The organism is Paenarthrobacter sp. NPDC089322, from assembly GCF_040684895.1.
Taxonomy (GTDB): Bacteria; Actinomycetota; Actinomycetes; order Actinomycetales; family Micrococcaceae; genus Arthrobacter.
Genome location: NZ_JBFBGW010000020.1, coordinates 19,269 through 38,342 on the forward strand (window position 1 = coordinate 19,269; position 19,074 = coordinate 38,342).

Sequence of the window (19,074 nt, forward strand, 5' to 3'; positions counted from 1 at the left end):
GTGCGCCGACCCGCGGCGAGACGATTCAGTCCCGCCCATAGTCGCACCGAGGGACGTAGGATCTCCATCCGAGGTGTTTGTGACCCGCGTCGCCGAATTGACACAACCGCGCAAGATCCGCAGAAACACAAGGAAACGGTAAGTTAACAAAACCTCACAATGTGAGGATCATCACGTTGGATTGCGCTGCTGTAGTCAGCGCTTGCGGCCGAATTTCGGCAAGTTCGGAAGATTCGGAAGATTGGCCAAGAGGTCCGCGGCCTTGGTGGCCGCACGGCCCACGGTACGTCCGATTTGCTGCGGGACAGTATCGTCCGACTGCAGCTCCAAGGAGACCGGGCTCTCCCCCGCCTGTGCCCTCACCGCCGGGCTCAAGGCTCCCGGAGTGACCACGCTTGCAGTTGAGGACTCATTGACAGACGGGACGGCGGCGGTCGCTTCGGTGCTGGCCGCCGCGGCGAGCCCCCCTGCGTCAGGCACGACGGCGGCGGCAGACGAGGGTCCGACGTCGAAAGTTTCCAGCCAATTGGCGACACCCGCGAGCGGCTTGGGATTCAGCGCGTAGAAGCGCTTCTGCCCCTGGGCGCGCATGCTGACGAGGTCTGCCTCGCGGAGCACTTTTAAATGCTTGGAGATGGTGGGCTGGCTCGCAGCCAGTTCTTCCACCAGTTCGCCTACAGCTTTATCCCCAGAGCGGAGGGAGACCAGGATGTCACGCCTGGTTGCCTCAGCAATGACGGCAAATACGTCGTCAGTCACCATGCCTCCCACCCTAGCGACATATACGTCAATTGGCATCCTGTTTCGCCGGGCGACCGAGGGGCAACGTTGACCGTGCAGAAGGCCGGTGCTACAACGGAGTCACGGTCCTTCCGGGCACCCTGGCCCCGGCCGCCAAAAGCACGGGGTGCATGGCCATGACTGATTTCTTCCGGCGGCAGATCTTCAACATCATCGCCGCCGTCTTCCTGGCGTTGTTCGTCCTGGTGTGGGCCACGGTCCTCCTTCGCGTCGGAACGTGGGTTCCCACCGGAACTGCGGAGGCACCTGAGTTGAACGGGGCGTTGGTCACCGCCGCGGGAGTCCTCGCTACGTCGCTCAGTTCACTCACGGCGTCGGCCCTGGGCTTCACCATTGCCGAGGTAAAAAGGGACAGCGCAGCGGCAGGCGACACCAGCACCTTGGTCAGCCCCGCCCAAGTAGCAACGCGGCTCTCAGGTCGGGTCATCTTCGCCATCATGGTGTACATGACCATGGGCATGCTGGTTTTGGTGGTGTGGTTGTTCAAGGGCCAGGCGTCCACGGACCTCATCGGAGCCTTTGCCTTGTCACTTCTCGGGTGGCTGGTGGGGGCAGCCGGCGTGGTCTTCCAGACGGAAAAGACGGGCGCCTAGGCTTCGTTTGCTAGTCGAACCAAGGGTCCAACCCGTAGAGCGGGAAAATCTCCTTGCGCGTGGCGATAACGGTCCGGTCGACTTGGTCCGCCGGGTCGTACCCCACCTCCCAGGAGCGCCACCATATGTCGACGTCGTCGCCCATGAGCTCCGGCGTGGAGACCCCGTAAGTTTCCATGACGTAGTTGCGCCAGGCCTCAGGCACGGGGGCCTTCAGCGGAACGGGCCGCTGTGTCACTATCCCGATCAGGTGGCTCCACGCACGTGGCACCACGCCGGTCACCTCGTAACCGCCTCCCCCGGTGGCGATCCAGCGGTTGTCACAGTGCTTGGCAGCCAGGCTGGCGACGGCACTGGCCGCTTCCCGCTGCGCGTCCACGCTGAGGTTGAGGTGCGTCAGGGGATCCAGCCGATGCGAATCGCAACCGTGCTGGCTGACGATGACTTCCGGTCTGAACGCCCCCACCAACTGCGGCACCACTGCATGGAAGGCCCGCAACCACGCAGCGTCACCGGTGAACGCCGGCAGGGCCACGTTTACCGCTGTGCCGGGGGCGTCCGGCCCGCCCGTTTCGTTGGCGAAACCCGTCCCGGGAAAGAGGGTGAGCCCCGATTCATGAAGCGAGATGGTCATGACTCGTGGGTCGTTATAGAAGATGCTCTGTGTACCGTCGCCGTGATGGGCGTCAACGTCAATGCTCACGATCCGCCGCACACCGCCGTCGAGCAATTTTTGGATGGCGAGCGCGACGTCGTTGTAGACGCAGAATCCACTCGCCCGTTCACGGGCCGCATGGTGCATTCCCCCGCTGAAGTTCACAGCCCGGACTGCCTTGCCGGAAAGGACCGCTTCGGCACCCACCAGCGAGCCACCAGCCAGGCGTGCACTCGCCTCGTGCATCCCGGCAAAGACGGGATCATCCTCGGTTCCCAGTCCGCGGTTTTCTTCGGGGCGTGACGGGTTCTCGCTGACTCGGCGCACCGCTGCCACGTATTCGCGGCTATGGACGGTAAAAAGCTCGACGTCGGTAGCCACCGTTGGTGCCTCCACCGCCACATGGCTGTGGTTGAACAGGCCGAGGGATTCAGCCAGGCGCGCCGTCAGTTCCAGCCGCTGCGGTGCCATGGGGTGGGTCGGGCCGAAATTGTAGGCAGTCATGGCTGGATCCCACACGACCGTCGTTGGCAGTGCGGAGCGGGTAATGCTGGAAGCAGTTGTCCCAAGCCTGGAGTTCATCCTGAACAGGCTACCGGAGGCCGCAGTCCCCTACCGCCCGGTTACGCCGCAGGAATAGTGGTTTACTACTCAGGAAAGTATGTTCAACTGAGGAAGAGCGCCATGTCTCAAAGCCAGTCGCGGTCCACGACCCCGGCCAACTGGCAACCCGGCCAGCAGGAACGTGAAGGTCTCTGGATCTTTACCCGCGCCCGCGACTTCATTGACAACATTGCCAACACCTCCCCGGCGCGCCTGGCCCTGGTGGCGTTCTCCTTGGTGATCATGCTTTTCACGGGATTGTTGTCGCTTCCTGCCTCCGCCGCTTCCGGTGAACCAACTCCACTGCACCAGTCGATGTTCACAGCCGTTTCCAGTGTTTGCGTTACGGGCCTCACGGTTGTTTCCACCGCCACGCACTGGTCCTTCTTTGGCCAGCTCGTCATCCTGGTGGGCATCTTCGTTGGCGGCCTGGGCACCTTGACGTTGGCATCGCTGCTGGCCCTCATGGTCAGCAAGCGGCTTGGCGTGCGCGGAAAGCTCATCGCCCAGGAAGCCATGAACAACGCAGGGCGCCTCGGTGAAGTGGGTACCTTGCTCCGTATCGTCATCGTCACCTCGATCGTCATCGAAGCAGCCCTGGCCCTTGCCCTGATCCCCCGCTTCATGGTCCTTGGCGAGCCTTTTTGGCAGTCCGTGTGGCATGGCGTCTTCTATTCGATTTCATCCTTCAACAACGCCGGATTCACCCCGCACTCGGACGGGATCGTCCCTTATGAAACGGACCTATGGATCCTGGTTCCGTTGATGCTTGGCGTCTTCTTGGGAAGCCTCGGTTTCCCTGTGGTGATGGTGTTGCAGCAAAACGGGCTTAATTGGAAGAAGTGGAACCTCCACACCAAGCTCACCATCCAGGTTTCATTCATCCTGCTCGTGGCTGGAACGCTCCTGTGGGCACTCATGGAGTGGGACAACCTCAGAACCATCGGCCACATGAGCCTGGGCGACAAAATCATCCACTCCCTCTTTGCCTCCGTCATGACCCGCTCTGGCGGGTTCAATCTAGTGGACCAGAACCAGATGGAGTCCACCACGATGCTGCTCACCGACGCGCTCATGTTTGCCGGCGGTGGTTCGGCGTCGACGGCGGGCGGCATCAAGGTGACCACTATCGCCGTCATGTTCCTCGCCATCGTGGCCGAGGCCCGGGGCGATGCCGATGTAAAGGTCTACGGCCGCACCATCCCCCAGGGAACCATGCGCGTGGCCATCTCGGTGATCGTCGCAGGTGCCACGCTCGTCTCCGTCGCGGCGTTCCTCCTGCTTTCCATCAGTGGAGCCTCGCTTGACCGGGTGCTCTTTGAAACCATTTCCGCCTTTGCCACCGTGGGACTCAGCACCAACCTCAGTGCCGAGTTGCCGCCGTCGGGCGTTTATGTCCTGACCGCGTTGATGTTCGCCGGTCGCCTTGGAACCGTAACCCTCGCTGCCGGACTGGCTCTTCGCCAACGCAGCCAGCTGTACCACTACCCGGAAGAGAGGCCAATCATTGGCTAGTAATACAGGGGCAGCGCCCAACCGGCCTGCCCACAACGCACCCGTGTTGGTCATCGGCTTGGGTCGCTTTGGATCCGCCACGGCCGAGCAACTGGTCAAGCAGGGCCGCGAGGTACTCGCCATCGAACGGGACCGTTCGCTCGTCCAGAAGTGGGCGCCCGTGCTGACCCATGTGGTGGAGGCGGACGCAACCAACATCGACGCCCTGCGACAGCTGGGTGCGCAGGAATTCAGCTCCGCCGTGGTCGGAGTGGGCACCTCGATTGAATCTTCCGTGCTCATCACGGTGAACCTCGTTGACTTGGGCATCCAGCATTTATGGGTCAAGGCCATCACGCCGTCACATGGCAAGATCCTCAGCCGGATCGGCGCAAACCATGTGATCTACCCTGAGGCCGACGCAGGCGTCCGGGCCGCCCACCTGGTGTCGGGGCGCATGCTGGACTTCATTGAGTTCGACGACGACTACGCGATCGTCAAGATGTACCCGCCCAAGGAGACCGTAGGCTTCACGCTGGAAGAGTCAAAGGTCCGCTCCAAGTACGGCGTGACCATTGTGGGCGTGAAGACCCCCGGCGAGGACTTCACCTACGCCCGTCCGGAAACCAAAGTGTCCGGCCACGACATGCTGATCGTGTCCGGACACGTGGACCTATTGGAGCGCTTCGCCGCCCGGCCGTAGCTCTGTGAAGCTTAGCCGAGCTGTTTGGTGATCTCCGCAGCCCGGGCCGCGGCAGCTCGGGCGCCGTCCGCGATGATCTTGGGGATCCCGCCGTCGTCAAATGCTGCGATGGCACGCTCGGTGGTGCCGTTGGGGCTGGTGACGGCCACCCGAAGAGCCCTGGGGTCCGCGCCGGGTTCGGCCAACATGAAGCCGGCACCTGCCACGGTTTCGCGGGCCAGCATCAGCGACAACTCTGCGTCCAAACCAAGTTCGACACCCGCAGCAGCCATGGCCTCCGCCAGGTAGAACGCGTACGCGGGGCCTGAACCGCTGATGGCGGACAGTGCGTCCACCTGTTCCTCGGGTATCTCCACCACCTTGCCGGCACCCGCCAGCACGTCCTTGGCCCGCTCCAGCTGCTCCGGCGTGCAGTGCGTACCGGGCGAAACAGAGACGACGCCGCGTCCCAGCTTTGCGGGCGTGTTCGGCATGGTGCGGATCACCGGCTGCCCTTCCGGGAGTGCTGCCTCAAGCTGGGCAATGGAGACCGCTGCGGCCACACTCACCACGATGGTGTCCTTGGCCAGAGCCGGACTGATCTCGCGGGCAAGGTTGGCGATACCCACAGGTTTGACTCCCAGGATGACCATCCCGGAACCCTTGGTAGCCAGCTTGTTGTTGTCCGGATCCTCTTCGCCGGCGATAGCCATGACCCCGTGGCGCTGGGCAAGTTCGTCCGCGCGCTCCGCTCGCCTGACTGTGGCAACGATGTCGGACGGGTCGGTTCCGGCGGCAAGGAGCCCACCCAGAATTGCCTCGTTCATGGACCCACAGCCAAGGAATGCGATTCGGTTGCTCATTGGTCCATCATTGCAGTTGCCCGCTGAGGGGGTCGAACGCAATCCGGATTTTGGATTCCCAGCTAGTTCCCAAGGTTATTGCAGGCTCCACCCAATCTTGGTCCGTAACTTAGTAGTTACCTCATTGAGGGTGCGAGTGATGAGGCGGGCATGGGGATGTCCGCCAGCAGCACCGGTGGCCGGGGCGGGTTTTCCCCCATTTCCCGATTCGGCCGCCGGTGCTTTCGCTGTTAACGGAAGCCCTAGGTATCCAGGCTCCGCACCAACGGAACACTGAGGTGCTGACGCGCGAACCGAAGTGTTTCGGCCAGCATTTCCTCGCGTTCCCCCGCGACCTTCGCCTTACGTGTGGAGATCTCAGCTACCACGACGCCATCAAAACCGTTCGACGCAAGGTGCTGCAGTACATCCGCGCATTGCTGCGTGCCCGTACCGGGTACCAGGTGTTCGTCCTTGCCGGATCCCGACCCGTCCGTGAGGTGGACGTGCCGAAGTTTGCTGCCCAGCGCCTGAATGGCTTCCAAACTGTTGGCCCCGGCAGTTGCGGCATGGGAGAAATCCCACGTGACGTCGTCGTAATCCTGGCCCAAAGGATCCCAGTGCGGCAGGTAGGCAACCGCCTCACGTCCCCGGACGCGCCACGGATACATGTTCTCCACCGCGATATGCACCTGGTACATGGCAGCAATTTCACGGACGCCCTCCGCGAAGTTCTCGGCGTAATTGGACTGCCAGCGGAAGGGCGGATGCACCACCACCGTGTCGCAGCCAACTTCCCGGGCCATCTGGCACGAGCGCTCAATCTTGTTCCACGCAGCTCCCCATACCTGCTGCGTCAGCAACAGCGTGGGCGCATGGATGGAAACGATCTCCTGGTTGTAGCGGTGGCTCAGCTGAATGAGGGCATCGGGGTTCTGGCTCACCGCGTTGTTGGTCACCATCACCTCCACACCCTCGTAGCCGAGGTCTTGGGCGACAGCGAAGGCGTCGTGGACGCTCAACGGATAGACGGACGCGCTGGACAACGCCACCGGGATATAGCGGTTGTTTGCGGCAGGCTCGACGTCGGTACTCATCTTAGGAAGCCATCCCGCCTGCTACAGGGGCCGGGATGGGCGCCGGCGCCGGAGTGTTCACGGGCACATGGAATTCCTCGACGGTGGGCTTGGGCTCGTCGTTTTCCGTGTTCTTGCCGCCTTCCTTGCCTGCCTTCTTCTTTTTCTTGCGTTTGCCAACGTGCGGAGCCGGCTCCACTGCTTCCTCGAAGACCAGCTGGTCCAGCCTGCGCAGGATCAAGCCCTCGCGCAGCGCCCACGGGCAAATTTCCATCGTGGGGAATTCGAAGAGTTCCAACGCAGCCTCCGCCACCAACGCCCCGGCCAGCAACTGCCGTGCCCTGGCATCTGAAACACCCGGCAGGTACAAACGGTCCTCAACCGTCATAGCCGAGATACGCTGCGCCCACAGGCCAAGATCGGCGGCATGAAGCTCCCGCTTCACGTAGGGTCCGGCGGCGCTCGGAGCCGCTCCGGCAATGCGGGCCAGCGAACGGAACGTCTTGGACGTTCCCGCCACCAGGTTGGCACGTCCCAGCTCGCGGAAGGTAGGGACGACCGGTTTGAGCGTGGAGCGGATGTAGCGCCTTAGTTCCTTGACGCTCTTGGCCGTGGGCGGGTCATCGTGAAGCCAGTCCCGCGTCAAACGGCTGGCACCGAGCGGAACGGACGTAGCGAATTCGGGAAGCTCATCCGTCCCGTACGCCATTTCGAAGGAACCTCCGCCAATGTCCAGATCCAAAATGGGACCGGCACCCCAGCCATACCAACGGCGAACCGCGAAGAAGGTCATGGACGCCTCTTCGCTGCCTGTGAGTTCCTGAAGTGTCACCGTGGTCTCATGCTTGACCCTGGCCAGGACATCGGCGCCGTTGGTGGCCTCACGGATGGCTGAGGTACAAAACGCCAGCAGGTCTTCGGCTTTGTGCCGGGCCGCAAATTCCCATGCTTCCAGGACGAACTCGATGAGTTCCGTCTGGCCGGCGTCGTTGATATTGCCCTCTGCGTCGAGGTATTGCACCAACGAAAGAGGGCGCTTGTGGGATGCAAAGGCCACAGGACGTGCACCCGGGTGGGCATCCACGAGCAGGAGATGGACGGTGTTTGAACCGATGTCGAGAACGCCAAGACGCATTCTGCCATTATTCACCGATTCGAAGCCCGTGAAGCAACTTGGCGTCCACGTTTCGCTCAGCGGATGCGGTCTTGACGCCTTGGTGCCGGTTATTCCGTGGGCTCCTCAACCTCGTCTGCACGTTTGAAGTCGCGGCGGATGTTCGCGATTCCCTCCGGGTCGATTTCGAAGCCGTACTGGCTTCCCGGGTTAATGACCATGCCCAGCTCATCACCAATGTTGCCGAGGATGGCCGAACCCATGGTGCCCAGGACGTGCGGGGCTGCCTCCAGGAAACGGGCGTCCACCCGGCTCGGGTGGCTGAATACGGCCAGTACGGGCTGCCCATCGGCGTTCGAGAGCACCAGGGGCTCCACCGAAGAATCAGGGCCATCCACCGCCTCGGAACTGATCAGGTAGACCTCGTTGTTGAGGAAGGCAAGGATGACGTCCACGGGGTTGGCATCCGGCTGGTCGGCCAGGGCGAGCTTCGCCTCAAGGTCGTTCAAGGGTTGGTTGTCCGGTGAAACCGTCTCTTCAGTCATGGTTCTACTCGACCATGATGCCGGCCGGGACGCAATTTCCCTGCGTTCCGGCCGGCCACCTGTTTCTTTGACACCCTACTTTTTGGCTGCTGCCTTCTTGGCCGGAGCCTTCCGTGTGCTGGTCCGCTTGACGGGGCCCTTGGCACGCTTTTCCGCGAGAAGTTCGACGGCGCGTTCCCTGGTAAGTTCCTCAAGCGACGTGGAGCGGGGCACCGTGATGTTGGTGATGCCGTCCGTGATGTAGGGGCCGAAGCGGCCTTCCTTCACCACGATGTTCTTCTCGGAGACCGGGTCCGGGCCGAACTCGGCCAGCGGAGGAACAGCAGCACGGGCACCACGCTGCTTGGGCTGCGAGTAGAACTCCAATGCCTGTTCCAGCGTGATGGTGAAGATTTCTTCCTCGGAGCCAATGGAGCGCGAGTCTGTGCCCTTTTTCAAGTAGGGCCCGAAACGACCGTTTTGGACTGTGATGGGGTTGCCATCGGCGTCCTCTCCCAGGACGCGGGGCAGGCTCATCAGCTGAAGTGCCTCATCCAGGGTAACGGTGTCAACGGACATGGACTTGAACAGCGAACCCGTGCGCGGCTTGGCCTTCACGGGCTTCTTCGGCGGCTTGGGCTTGCCGTTCTTGTAGTACTCGACGGGCTGGTTGGCCAACTGTTCCGGAGTGATCTCAGGAATGATCTCAGTGACGTAGGCGCCGTAACGGCCGTTCTTTGCCACCACAGTGTGTCCCGTGTGCGGGTCGGTGCCAAGGACCCGTTCCTCCGGCGCCGCCGTTTCCATGAGCTCGATAGCCTTGGCGGCCGTCAGTTCATCGGGCGCCAACTCTTCCGGAACGTTGGCACGCGCGGACTCCACCACCTCGCCCGTTTTCTCATCGACTGTGGGGATGCTGCTTTCCAGGTACGGGCCGAACTTGCCCACACGCAGGGTGATGCCCTCGGCGATCGGCACGGAGTTGATCTCGCGCGCATCGATTTCGCCCAGGTTGTTCACGATGCTGAGGAGCCCGGGATCGGTGTCTTCACCGTAGTAGAAGTGCTTGAGCCATGCAGCGCCTACCGCCTGGCCATTGGCGATCTTGTCCAAGTCGCCTTCCATGTCGGCCGTGAATTCGTAATCCACATAGTCCGTGAAGTGCTGTTCCAGCAACCGGATCACTGAGAAAGCGATCCAGCTGGGCACCAAGGCAGAACCCTGCTTCCGGACGTAACCGCGATCCTGGATGGTGGAGATCGTGGAGGCGTACGTTGAGGGACGTCCGATGCCCTTCTTTTCCAGCTCAGCGGTGAGGGACGCTTCCGTGTAGCGCGGAGGAGGCGACGTTTCGTGGCCGACGGCGACGATGTCCGACGCCGTGAGGGAATCGTCCTTGGCGACGTTGGGCAGGCGACGGGCTTCATCGGTGTCGTCGTCCCGGCTTTCGTCCTTGCCTTCTTCGTACGCGGCAAGGAAGCCGGGGAAGGTGATGACCGTACCCGAGGCCGAGAACTCTGCGTCGCGACCATCGGAAGCCACTGCGCCCAAGCGGATGGTGGCGGTGGAGCCCTTGGCGTCGGCCATCTGGGAGGCGACGGTGCGCTTCCAGATGAGCTCGTACAAGCGGAATTCGTCGCCGCTCAGCTGCTTGGCAACCTGGGCGGGAGTGCGGAACGAGTCACCGGCAGGGCGGATGGCCTCGTGGGCCTCCTGCGCGTTGGCTGACTTATTGGCGTACACACGGGGTCCCTGGGGTACGTACTCCGGACCGTACAGTTCCGCGGCTTGGCGGCGCGCGGCCGTGACGGCCTCATCGCTCAAGGCGGAGGAGTCGGTACGCATATAAGTGATGTAGCCGTTCTCGTACAGCCGCTGCGCTACCTGCATGGTGCTCTTGGAGGAGAAGCGGAGCTTGCGACCGGCTTCCTGCTGCAGCGTGGAGGTCGTGAACGGTGCGGCGGGCCTGCGGGTGTACGGCTTGGTGTCCACCGAGCGGACGCGGAAATCGGCATTCTCCAAGCCTGCGGCCAGGGACGTTGCCAGGTCCTCGTTGAGGTGCACCACGTTGGAGGACGTGAGCTGGCCGTCGTCGTTGAAATCACGACCGCTGGCTACTTTGGAACCGTCCACTGCGGCAAGCTTTGCCTTGAACGATCCCGAACCCGCCCCGAACTGCCCGGTCAAGTCCCAGTAGGATGCGGCGCGGAAGGCCATGCGTTCACGTTCACGGTCAACCACCATGCGGGTGACAACGGACTGCACACGCCCTGCGGACAGCCCTCTTGCCACCTTGCGCCAAAGGACCGGCGAGATCTCATAGCCGTACAGGCGGTCAAGGATTCGACGGGTCTCCTGCGCATCGACCAAAGCGGTGTCGACGTCGCGCAGGTTGTCCATGGCGCGGTGGATGGCTTCCTTGGTGATTTCGCCGAAGGTCATGCGGTACACGGGAACCTTGGGCTTCAGGACCTCGAGGAGGTGCCACGCGATGGCTTCGCCTTCGCGGTCCCCATCGGTTGCGAGATAAAGCGCGTCTGCATCTTTCAGCTGGGCCTTGAGCTCGGCGACCTTCTTTTTCTTGTCCGGCGAGACGACGTAGTACGGCTTGAAGTCGTTTTCCACATCGACGGCGAACTTGCCCAGCGAGGTCTTCTTGAGTTCTGCAGGGAGATCGGACGGCTGCGGGAGGTCCCGGATATGGCCGATGGAAGCCTCGACGATGAAGCCCTCGCCCAGGTACTTGGCGATGGTCTTGCTCTTGGCCGGAGACTCCACGATCACGAGTTTCTTGCCGGTTTTTGCCTTGCTGGGCACGGTGCTCCTACAGAAAAAATGTGTAATTGGGCTGGTGCCCATATTGGCCTAGTTCACCATAGTTTGCAGAATCCTGCGTTCCGGCCGTGGAAAAGGCGGCATCCACCAACCTTCTACTGACCGGGTGCCACGCGGTCGTCCGGGATCATGGACCACAGGGTGGCAACACGTTCAGCACCTTGCGGTATTTGCGTTGGATCGTCAAGTTCGTAGTCCCGCAAGACCTCGCGGATCCTGTCGGAAAGCTCCTTGCGTTGCTGGTTGGTCAGGTACAGCAGATTGCTGGCCAACACCACCGAGGCAGGTTCTTCCGCCGTTTCTCCGCGCTGACGGCGTTCCCCCCGTGCCTTGGCGAAGGCCGAGGCCCGACGGCGGAAAGCATCCAGCTCAAGGTCCACTACCGCAATCTCGGGACTGGCGACACTGCCGCCGGAGATCGTGAAGTCCGTCCCGGCTGCTTTCCACCGACGTTCCCGTGCATCCCCGGCGTTCTCGGCAGGAGCTACGATCCCCCATTTTTGGAGTGCCCGGAGATGGTAGCTCATGGCACTCGGTGTCAGGCCTGTTCTGGCTGCAAGCTCGGTGGCGGTGTGGCTTACCTGTGTTGCGTAGAGCTCCGAGATGACCTCAAGACGGGCGGCATGGGCCAAGGCGCGGATGGCCTTGGGATCGGTGATCTCGACCGTCTTTTCGGCACGCTTCCGGCGTGGGATATCACCCGAAGCGTAGGATGTCTCGTTATTCGCACTCACTTCATCAGTGTAATCAGCGTCACGTTCACCGGTGTTTGCTCCTGCACGGTGCGGCGGCAGTGCTGCTGTCATTCGGCTGTCTGCGGGTCAGGTATGAGGAAGCCGTCGAGGAGAAGGTTTTCCACCTCGCGGGACAATCCTTCCCGGAAGGCCCGAGCATCAAAGTCGTCGCCGCCACCCAACAGCGATTCCAACGCACCAACAATCTGCCGCACGGACAACTCGCCGTCACAGGCAGAAACGAATCCCGCCGCTTCTGTGCTGAGCAAGGAAGTTCGGCGCAGGCCAGCGCCCTGCCGGAGGAGGATGACGCCCGGATGCGCCGCCCCGGGCCGTTGGTGACGCTCTTCCGTGACATCTTCCGCGACCACGAGGTGGGCATCGAAAAGGCTGTTGCCAGCTACCCAGTCCGCACGCTCCACGGCAGCGCCCAGATGCGGGCCGATGGGTTGTTCGATGGGATAGGTGATCTCCTCGAAGCGCCGGATCGCCGTTGCCCGGGACGCCGCAGGCCGGCGTAGCCAGATCATTCCGAAGCCAATGCTTTGGACGTCCCTCGCTGCGAAGTCATCCAGGTACGCGGCATAGGACTGTTGGTAGTGCACGAGGTCGCGCCCCTCGGAGGCGTCCTGCAGCCATGTTTCCGCATACTGCTCAGGACCCACCTGTTCACGCTGAATGAACCATGCATCCAGGTTCGTGTCCGCTAACCATGAACCGGGCCGGTCCCTCCAGTTGGCCCCAGACTTGATCTCCCAGTTTCCCAGCATCTGGGCTGTCCCGCCGGGCTCGAGGACATTTGCGATGTTCTGGACCAGCGATGCGACGATCCCGTCCCCCGGCATGCCTCCATCGCGGTACGTGTACTGGTCGGCAGCCGACTCCCCGCTGGTGCGCGGGGTGATGACGAACGGCGGGTTGGAAACAACCAAGCCGAACTGCTCGCCGGCCACGGGCTCCAGCATGGAACCAAGGCGCAGGCTCACCCTGGCCTGCGGATTGTCCGGATCAAGTTCCAGTTCCGCAGCATTGAGGAGCAGGTTGAACCGCGTAAAAGCGAGGGCCCGTTCCGAGATGTCCGTAGCTGTCACGTGCTCGCAATGGTGCAGCAAGTGGAACGTCTGAATGCCGCACCCGGTACCAAGATCCAGCGCCCGACGAGTGTGCTGCCGGATAGTGGTTTGGAGAAGCGTGGTGGATGCCTGCCCTATGCCCAGCACGTGATCGTGCCTCAGGACTCCGGGCTGCTGGTGCGCTGCGAGATCGCTGGCAACCCAGAGTTCAGCTCCCCCGCTGCCATCCGCGTTAGCCTCCCAGCCGTACGGCCGCAGATCCACCTTGGCTGCCGCAACGCCGGCTTCGAGGGTGACCAGTCCAAGGTCGGCCAGCCCCTGCGTACCGATCCCCGGCAGCGCGGCATCTACCTCGCGCACCGGCTGCGGAACAGCCAGCAGCCACAAGCGCACCACCACCGCCAGGGCCCTTGTGATTTCCTCCGTGGAGGCGGAGAGCCGCTCGGTGACCAACAATGCCGGGATGAGTTGGTCCCTGTTGAGGGCCGCATAGGCGGATGCCCCCAAAAGGTCCGCTACGCCGTCGACCGTGTATGAGATGGCCCGGAGGTCCGTGGCGAGCGATACGAGAAGCCCTGGCTGATCGCTCCGGGGAGCATCGTGGGTGTTGCCGGCAGTGAAGGCGGTAGCAGTGTTGGTCACCTTGCAAGTCTATTGGCGCCCTTCGGGGCCACTTGCCCGGAACTTTGGCTATGTGGAAAAGTCCCCGGTGAGAACCCGGTAGCGTGGAACCCATGCTCAACCTCTCCACTGCACGGCAAGACTCCAAGGCAAGGCCCCGGGCAGGCCTGGTTGCCGTGGCTGCCGGAGCACTCCTGGCAGTCACCGCGTGCCAGGCGCCGGTGGATATCGCCGACGCCGACGTGCCGGCATGGCGGGACAAGGTACTCCCCACAGCTGGCACAGTGGCCTTGGAGGACTCGGGCAAGATCCTGAACAGGGACCCCCTGGTTAAGGAGTCCCCCGGAGTCCCTGCGGGAATGTACACCCTGACCATGGCCTGCGATGGAGGAGGCAAGGCCTACTTCGCAGTTACGTCAGCTGGACAGCGGATTGCCGACGCGGCAGCCGCATGCAACGGCAACCTCGATGTGGTGAAAATAAAGGTCCCCCAAACTGCTCCGCTCAGCATCTCCACAAGTAGTGTGGACGCCCCTTTGATCTTCGCTTACCACTTGGTTCCAGCCGCCGGCTAAGCCTTTCTCCCACCCCTATGGCCTGTCCACTGCTGGGCGTAAAGTCGAATCATGGGCGGCAAGGTAGCTGGCTCGGTGATGTCGCGGCGGCCGGCGAGGACCGCCGTCGGGCTTTTACTCGTGCTGGGCGCCTCGTTGGCGGCGTGCGAATATACCTACGACGACGGCGGCCGTTCCGAGCCCAGTCCTTCTGCCTCGGGGCCCAACAATGTGGTTCTTCCCCCGGACCCGGCCTTGGAGCAGACAGTGACGGGTGAAGCCCTCGAAGAATGGGCCAAGTCCGCCTTGCCCGAATCCCAGGGACAGTCGTTCTTTTCCAGCAGCGGCTACCTGAATCCGGGTGAATCCAAGACAGAACAAACTGTGCAGCTTCCCGGCGGAACCTATGCGGTGACGCTCGCGTGCCGCGGCACGCGCCGGGTTTCGTTCGCAGTAAGGCTGGGCGAAACCGACCTTGTGGACCTGACCTTGGGCTGCGCCAATGCGCGGGTGAGCGTGGTGCAACTGGAGGCTGACGCCATCCTGGCGATCACAGTTGGCAGCCGGTCCGACGCAAATTTCGCCTACCGCGTCAGCCGGCTCTAGGCGCGACCAGCGCAGTGCAACCGGTCAAGCCGCCTCGCAGCCTCCCGGGCAGCGCAGCGTTTCAGGATTCGAGGCGCACTCGGCGCAGTACAGCGTCAGAGTTCGGCAGCTTAAGTTGGAGCAGTTCTCGAACTTGTTCGTGGGTGCCGCGCAGCGGACGCACTCCCCGATGGTCTTGGCCTCATCGCTGAATTCAACGTGCATGCGCTTGTCGAAAACATAGAGGGAACCTTCCCAGAGGCCTTTGTCCTTGAAGGTTTCGCCGTAGCGGACTATGCCGCCGTCCAACTGGTAAACCTCTTTGAAGCCACGGTTCACCATCAAGCTGGAAAGGACTTCGCAGCGGATGCCGCCCGTGCAGTAGGTGACCACAGGCTTGTCCTTGAGGGCGTCGTACTTTCCCGATTCGAGTTCCTTGATGAAGTCATGGGTGGTAGCGACGTCCGGGACGATTGCATCCTTGAACTTGCCGATTTGGGCCTCAAAGGCGTTGCGGCCGTCGAAAAACACCACGTCCTCGCCATCGGCCTTCTTGGCGTCCACCAACGTGTGGAGTTCCTCGGGTTGGAGGTGCTTACCGCCGCCCACCACGCCGTTCTCGTCAACCTTCAACTCGCCCGGCGCTCCGAAGGAGACGATTTCGTCGCGGACCTTGACACTGAGGCGGGGAAAATCCGCTGCGCCTCCCTCCGACCACTTGAAGTCGATGCCGCGGAAACCCTTGTACTCACGAGTGGTCTTCACGTACTGCTTCATGTTGTTGAGCTCGCCGCCAACCGTGGCATTGATCCCGTCCTTGGAGATCAGAATGCGCCCGGTAAGCCCAAGTTTCTCGCAGAGGACACGCTGCCAGAGACGCACGGCGTCGGGGTCGGCGATCGGGGTAAAGCCGTAAAAAAGCACGATTCGGTTCAAAGCCACTATTAAAGGGTACTGGGTGTACTAAAATTCCCCGCTGCCCCGCAATCCCCGTCCTGCTGAGGCGAAGTCACAATTTCATAAGCAAGGATTCCGGGGCTGACGGGACTCTGTTGCTTCTGGAACCGCTGGCATAGTCTCTCTACATGAGTCCAGACGCCTTGGTTGAAGACATCGCGCACCTCCTGGAAGTCTGGGTGGCCGGCTGGTCCGGCTGCCGGGGCTATGAGTCACGCCAGGAAGGTCGCTTCCCCGCCGCGCTGCGCGCCGACAAGACGGGTGACTGGGAGTACTTCGCCCACGATCCGTCCGATGAAGAGTTCGCTGCACTTGCCGCGAAAACCGCCGAAGCCGAAACCCGGATCCTGACGATCCTGACCAATGACGTCCAGCGCTACAAGTACCTCGCGGAGCAGCACGGGCTGAACGTCACTTCAGCGTCGCAAACAATGATGATCGTGGACATGGAGACCCAGGACTCCGAAGATCCGTGGCTACCGGACGACGATCTGGAGGTGGCAACATCCGAATCGAACGGCGTACACCACGCGGTGGTCCACTCGGGTGAGCGGGTTGCCGCGAGCGGCCGGGTTTACGTGGTCAACGGGACGGCTGTCTTCGACAAGATCGTCACGGAGCCCGCTTTCCAGCGGCGCGGCCTCGGAAGTTTCATCATGAAGGCCCTCGCCGCCCAGGCGTTCGAACATGATGTGGAGAACGGGCTCCTGTTGGCTTCCCTTGATGGCCAAAAGCTTTACTCACACCTCGGCTGGGACGTCGTCTGCCACGTGCTGATGATGTCGGTCAGCGGCGACGAAGGAGCCGACCTCTCGGTCGCGTAATAACAGTCGCGTAATAACAGTCGCGCGAAAGCAGTTGCGTGAGGGCAGCGCTGAAACACCAGGTACGACGGCGGTACTTCCGGCGGCGGTGACAGTCACCGCCGCCAACGTGCCCCGCACAGGTGACAGAATGAATTGGTGGCTGCAACGAATCCAATGATCAACTTGCTGGGCAGGTCTCCTGACCCTGAGCAGTTGCGCCATGTCCATACGATTCCCGCGCGCAAGGCTGTCAACGAACCTTGGCCGCAGTGGGTCCACCCGGACATTGTTGCCGCGTTCGGCACACTCGGTGTCCAGGAACCGTACCGGCACCAGGTCCAGGCGGCGGATTTGGCGCATTCGGGCCAACACGTCGTGATTGCGACAGGCACCGCCTCGGGTAAATCCCTTGCCTATCAATTGCCCGCCTTGGATGCGATCCACCGTTCCGAGCTGCGTGTCTTGTCCGAGCCGGGGAAGATCCACGACGACGGCGCCGTGACACTGTATCTCTCGCCCACCAAGGCCTTGGCGGCGGATCAGCTCGCAGCCATCCGCTCGCTGCGGCTCCCGACAGTACGGGCGGAAACTTACGACGGCGATACCGACATGTCCTCGCGACGCTGGATCCGTGAGCACGCGAATTTCATCCTGGCGAACCCGGACATGCTGCACTTCGGTATCCTGCCGAACCACGCGTGGTGGGCAACTTTCTTTCGTCGGCTGCGCTACGTGATCGTGGACGAAGCCCACAGCTACCGCGGTGTCTTTGGCTCACACGTGGCCAACCTGATGAGACGCCTGCGTCGAATCTGTGCCTACTACGGTGCGGGGACCTCCTTTCCGGAACCCGTGTTCATTGCGGCGTCCGCCACAGCCTCCGAACCCGGGCTTTCCTTCGGCAGGCTCATCGGTGCACCTGTGCGCGAGGTCGCTGAGGATACGTCCCCGCACGGCTCAACAACTGTGGCTCTCTGGGAGCCCGCCCTGACGGATGTCAAAGGCGAGAATGGCGCCAGGCAGCGCAGAACGGCTGTGGCGGAGACTGCAGACATCCTGGCGAACCTTGTGTCCTCACGGGTACGGACCATCGCGTTCATCAAGTCCCGAAGAGGCGCGGAATCGATCTCATCCATCACCAAGAGGTTGCTGGACGACGTCGACCCCAGCCTTCCAGGACGCGTTGCGGCTTACCGTTCCGGATACTTGCCCGAAGAGCGCCGTGCAGTGGAGCATGCCTTACGGTCGGGCCAACTGCTGGGTGTCTCCAGCACGTCTGCGCTTGAGCTCGGTATTGACATCTCCGGGCTCGACGCCGTCATAGTTGCCGGTTGGCCGGGGACGCGTGCATCGCTCTTCCAACAAATCGGCCGGGCGGGACGGGCCGGCCAAGAAGCCATTGCCGCATTCGTAGCCAGCGACGACCCGTTGGACACCTATCTGGTCAACCACCCCCAGGCCATCTTTGATGTGTCGGTGGAAGCTACAGTCTTCGACCCTGGCAACCCCTATGTCCTGGGGCCACACCTGTGTGCCGCGGCCGCTGAATTGCCCATCGGCCCCGCCGAGCTCGAGCTTTTCGGCACCACTGCAGAAGGCCTTCTCGACCGGCTTGTGGCGCAAGGCTACCTCCGCAAGCGTCCTGCGGGATGGTTCTGGACGCACCCGGAGAGTGCGGCCGCAATGGTGAACCTGCGCGCCGACGGTGGCGGCCCGGTGAGCATCGTTGACGCTGAAACAGGCTCGCTCCTGGGGACCATGGACTCTCCGCAAACCCACTACCAGGCCCATACAGGCGCGATCTACGTCCATCAGGGCGACAGCTACTTGGTGGAGGAACTGAACGAGGCCGACCATTGCGTTATGGTGCGTCGGGTGAACCCGGACTTTTACACGACAGCCCGTGATGTCACCCAGATTGAGGTGCTGGAGACGTCGCGTTCGGTGCAGTGGGGCGACATTACGGTCCACTTCGGGGACGTCAAGGTCACTACCCAAGTAGTCTCCTTCCAGCGCAAGGCATTGATCTCGAATGAAATACTCGGCGAGGAACCCTTGGACCTTGGCGCGAGGGATCTCTTCACCAAGGCTGTGTGGTTCGTAGTGGACAACCGTTCCCTCCACGGTGCCGGCTTGGTCGAGGCACAATTCCCAGGGGCGCTGCACGCTGCGGAACACGCAGCAATCGGTCTCCTGCCACTGGTTGCTTCCAGCGACCGCTGGGACATCGGGGGTGTTTCCACCGCTCTCCATGCCGACACAGGGGTGCCGACAATCTTCGTCTATGACGGACACCCGGGCGGCGCCGGTTTCGCCGAGCGGGGGTTTGAAAAGGCAAAGGTGTGGCTCACTGCGACCCGCGAGGCCATCAAGGCCTGCGAATGCGACGCCGGCTGCCCATCCTGTGTGCAGTCCCCAAAGTGCGGGAACAAGAACAATCCCCTGGATAAGGCAGCCGCCGTCACACTCCTGGATGTCCTGCTGAAGGACGCCGTCTAGGCGCGTACTCCGGGTGTCGGCAGAAC

17 protein-coding genes are annotated in these 19,074 nt (G+C 62.3%); 7 read left to right on the forward strand and 10 right to left on the reverse strand.

Annotated features, from left to right (window positions below; all coding sequences use genetic code 11):
- Positions 1–195 precede the first annotated feature (195 nt).
- On the reverse strand, positions 196–762 hold the full coding sequence (locus AB0N65_RS17135; RefSeq protein ID WP_364164240.1) for a metalloregulator ArsR/SmtB family transcription factor: 567 nt from the start codon (positions 760–762) through the stop codon (positions 196–198).
- Positions 763–917: 155 nt separating this feature from the next.
- Here AB0N65_RS17135 and AB0N65_RS17140 point away from each other — a divergent pair, with 155 nt between their 5' ends.
- Complete coding sequence (locus tag AB0N65_RS17140; protein ID WP_364164243.1) at positions 918–1,394, forward strand: hypothetical protein; 477 nt, start codon at positions 918–920, stop codon at positions 1,392–1,394.
- A gap of 10 nt (positions 1,395–1,404) precedes the next feature.
- Here AB0N65_RS17140 and AB0N65_RS17145 read toward each other — a convergent pair whose 3' ends face one another.
- Positions 1,405–2,631, reverse strand: coding sequence for an acetoin utilization protein AcuC (locus AB0N65_RS17145; protein WP_364164246.1), 1,227 nt, complete (start codon positions 2,629–2,631; stop codon positions 1,405–1,407).
- A gap of 102 nt (positions 2,632–2,733) precedes the next feature.
- On the opposite strand from AB0N65_RS17145, the gene AB0N65_RS17150 reads away from it, so the two are divergent.
- Together AB0N65_RS17150 and AB0N65_RS17155 are read left to right on the forward strand one after the other, a co-directional pair.
- Positions 2,734–4,167 (forward strand): potassium transporter TrkG, encoded by a 1,434-nt coding sequence (locus AB0N65_RS17150; RefSeq protein WP_364164249.1) that lies wholly within the window; start codon positions 2,734–2,736, stop codon positions 4,165–4,167.
- A 43-nt stretch (positions 4,168–4,210) separates the two neighbouring features.
- Positions 4,211–4,849, forward strand: a complete 639-nt coding sequence (locus AB0N65_RS17155) for a TrkA family potassium uptake protein (RefSeq protein WP_364164415.1) — start codon at positions 4,211–4,213, stop codon at positions 4,847–4,849.
- An 11-nt stretch (positions 4,850–4,860) separates the two neighbouring features.
- On the opposite strand, the gene proC is transcribed toward AB0N65_RS17155, so the two are convergent.
- The 7 genes from proC to AB0N65_RS17190 all read right to left on the reverse strand — a co-directional run bounded on the left by proC (position 4,861) and on the right by AB0N65_RS17190 (position 13,668).
- A complete protein-coding gene (gene proC / locus AB0N65_RS17160) occupies positions 4,861–5,691 on the reverse strand; it encodes a pyrroline-5-carboxylate reductase (protein WP_364164252.1) in 831 nt (276 codons plus the stop codon).
- 242 nt (positions 5,692–5,933) lie between these two features.
- Positions 5,934–6,767 carry a sugar phosphate isomerase/epimerase gene (locus tag AB0N65_RS17165; protein WP_364164255.1) on the reverse strand — a complete coding sequence of 278 codons (834 nt, stop codon included), beginning with the start codon at positions 6,765–6,767 and terminating at the stop codon, positions 5,934–5,936.
- 1 nt (position 6,768) lies between these two features.
- A complete protein-coding gene (locus AB0N65_RS17170; RefSeq protein WP_364164258.1) occupies positions 6,769–7,881 on the reverse strand; it encodes a Ppx/GppA phosphatase family protein in 1,113 nt (370 codons plus the stop codon).
- Between the two features lie 89 nt (positions 7,882–7,970).
- Positions 7,971–8,405: an SseB family protein gene (locus AB0N65_RS17175; protein WP_364164261.1), complete on the reverse strand. Its 435-nt coding sequence runs from the start codon at positions 8,403–8,405 to the stop codon at positions 7,971–7,973.
- Positions 8,406–8,480: 75 nt separating this feature from the next.
- Positions 8,481–11,201 (reverse strand): type I DNA topoisomerase, encoded by a 2,721-nt coding sequence (topA, locus tag AB0N65_RS17180; RefSeq protein ID WP_364164264.1) that lies wholly within the window; start codon positions 11,199–11,201, stop codon positions 8,481–8,483.
- 113 nt (positions 11,202–11,314) lie between these two features.
- Positions 11,315–12,025, reverse strand: coding sequence for a helix-turn-helix domain-containing protein (locus AB0N65_RS17185; protein ID WP_364164267.1), 711 nt, complete (start codon positions 12,023–12,025; stop codon positions 11,315–11,317).
- On the reverse strand, positions 12,022–13,668 hold the full coding sequence (locus AB0N65_RS17190) for a methyltransferase (protein ID WP_364164270.1): 1,647 nt from the start codon (positions 13,666–13,668) through the stop codon (positions 12,022–12,024). Before AB0N65_RS17190 ends, AB0N65_RS17185 begins: the two co-directional genes overlap by 4 nt.
- Positions 13,669–13,760: 92 nt before the next feature.
- Here AB0N65_RS17190 and AB0N65_RS17195 point away from each other — a divergent pair, with 92 nt between their 5' ends.
- Together AB0N65_RS17195 and AB0N65_RS17200 are read left to right on the forward strand one after the other, a co-directional pair.
- Positions 13,761–14,222 (forward strand): hypothetical protein, encoded by a 462-nt coding sequence (locus tag AB0N65_RS17195; protein ID WP_364164417.1) that lies wholly within the window; start codon positions 13,761–13,763, stop codon positions 14,220–14,222.
- Positions 14,223–14,273: 51 nt separating this feature from the next.
- Positions 14,274–14,807 (forward strand): hypothetical protein, encoded by a 534-nt coding sequence (locus tag AB0N65_RS17200; protein WP_364164273.1) that lies wholly within the window; start codon positions 14,274–14,276, stop codon positions 14,805–14,807.
- Between the two features lie 24 nt (positions 14,808–14,831).
- On the opposite strand, the gene AB0N65_RS17205 is transcribed toward AB0N65_RS17200, so the two are convergent.
- On the reverse strand, positions 14,832–15,728 hold the full coding sequence (locus AB0N65_RS17205) for a rhodanese-related sulfurtransferase (protein WP_364164276.1): 897 nt from the start codon (positions 15,726–15,728) through the stop codon (positions 14,832–14,834).
- A gap of 143 nt (positions 15,729–15,871) precedes the next feature.
- Here AB0N65_RS17205 and AB0N65_RS17210 point away from each other — a divergent pair, with 143 nt between their 5' ends.
- Entirely contained in the window at positions 15,872–16,567 is a 696-nt protein-coding gene (locus AB0N65_RS17210; RefSeq protein ID WP_364164279.1) for a GNAT family N-acetyltransferase, read from the forward strand.
- Between the two features lie 156 nt (positions 16,568–16,723).
- The gene (locus tag AB0N65_RS17215; protein ID WP_364164282.1) at positions 16,724–19,048 is read left to right on the forward strand and encodes a DEAD/DEAH box helicase; all 2,325 of its coding nucleotides are present in this window, start codon (positions 16,724–16,726) and stop codon (positions 19,046–19,048) included.
- The last annotated feature ends 26 nt before the right edge of the window (positions 19,049–19,074 follow it).